General features: G+C 37.1%; 2 protein-coding genes. Both read right to left on the reverse strand.

Annotation, left to right across the window (positions count from 1 at the left end):
* On the reverse strand, window positions 1-697 hold a 697-nt coding region (locus RT405_RS07625; protein ID WP_313468898.1), incomplete at its 3' end, for a M48 family metalloprotease.
* 540 nt (window positions 698-1237) lie between these two features.
* Window positions 1238-1657 (reverse strand): LemA family protein (locus RT405_RS07630; protein WP_313468900.1); only part of this gene is annotated, 420 nt, incomplete at its 5' end.

Raw genomic sequence — 1657 nt, forward strand, 5'->3', positions numbered from 1 at the left:
CAGCTGAAGCATCTGCCAAATATTCGCGATTTCGCGATAACGCCAGTTGAACAAGCGTTGCTGCCAATGGAGCCAAAATGATCAGAACTAAAGAAATCACCATAAAAATTAAACCGCCAGTATCATTTTTATTATTTTTGCGTCGTCCACCGCCGCTAAACCACAACATCCGAGTTCCCATATTAGCCAATAACGCAATCACGGCTGTTAAAGCTAGAGCAATAGTCGACAACCGGATATCATAATTGCGAATATGCGACAGTTCGTGAGCTATCACACCTTCCAGCTCTTCTCGATTTAACCGTTCCATAATTCCAGTAGTCACTGCAACAGCTGCTTTATCAGGGGCATTGCCTGTAGCAAATGCATTAGGACTCGCATCTTCAATCACATAAATTTTAGGCATTGGAACTTTACTGATCAAAGCCAATTCTTCTACCACATTCCATAAAAGCGGATACTGTTCTTTGCTGGTAATTTCTTTCCCGTTATTTAAACTCATTACAATATTGGTAGAGTTTGAGATGGTCAAGCCCATATATCCCGCTGCCACAATTGCAGCTAATAGAATTCCGGCCCAGGCACTACTGAAATTCAAATACCCTACTGCTCCGCCTATTATCAAAACTAAAACAAAAAAACCAACCATCAATAAAATCGTTTTTCGCTTATTCTGCTCAATTTGTTGGAATAACATGCTCTGCCCCCCTTCCTTTCGTCCAATCAGATTCCTTAATTCAAGTATACCACAGCTCTTTGAATGGGACTAAAATCTACATTCTCTATTTTTGTCCAATCTCTTTTATTTAGACGTTCAATCTTTCTTTCCTGCCACAAATAGGAACGACAAATCTAAAGAACATTCAAAACATTCGCTACATTAATCGGATCAGTTGAATGAGAGAGTAGTGGTTTAATTGATTAAGCAGAAATCCATGGAAGTCTGAGTTTACGTGCCTTAAAGATAGTGATTTAAACTCCTTAAGGCACGAAAGAAAAGTTCTATTAACTGAACCTACCTCGTTATTAATAAATTCCTGCTTTTCTGTCTTTAGCAGCTTAAAAACAATAAACAGCAGGACAAGATGGGTTCACTAGACATTTAAGATAGAGAAATTTGTAAAACCCTACTCAATAAAAAAACAGAGTAGATTTCTCTACTCTGAAAAAGTCCACCTTTTTTGGGTCGTTTTAACACTTAAGTTCTTTTTTATTCTGAGTTTTTCAACTGCCCAATTTAGAAAGAAACTTTTGGTACAGCTTTTTCTTCAGTAGGAGTTTCTAGCATAGCTTCTGGTTTAAATCCATGTATACCAGCTACGAGATTGCTTGGGAAAGCTTGTAATTTAATATTGTACGTTGCCACACTCGAATTGTATAATTGACGGGCATAAGCAATTTTATTTTCCGTAGAAGTGAGTTCTTCTTGTAATTGGGTAAAGTTCTGATTAGCCTTTAAATCAGGGTAATTTTCACTAAGTGCAAAAATGGTCTTTAAAGAATCCGTTAGCTGATTAGAAACTTGCATTTGTTCTTCTCGATTTTCAGAAGGAATTTGAGTTAATTGATTGCGCATTTGAATGACTTTGGTCAATGTTTCTTGTTCGTGTTTCGCATATCCTTTGACCGTTTCCACTAAATTAGGAATTAAATCGTT

This window comes from Carnobacterium sp., assembly GCF_032094055.1.
GTDB lineage: Bacteria > Bacillota > Bacilli > Lactobacillales > Carnobacteriaceae > Carnobacterium_A.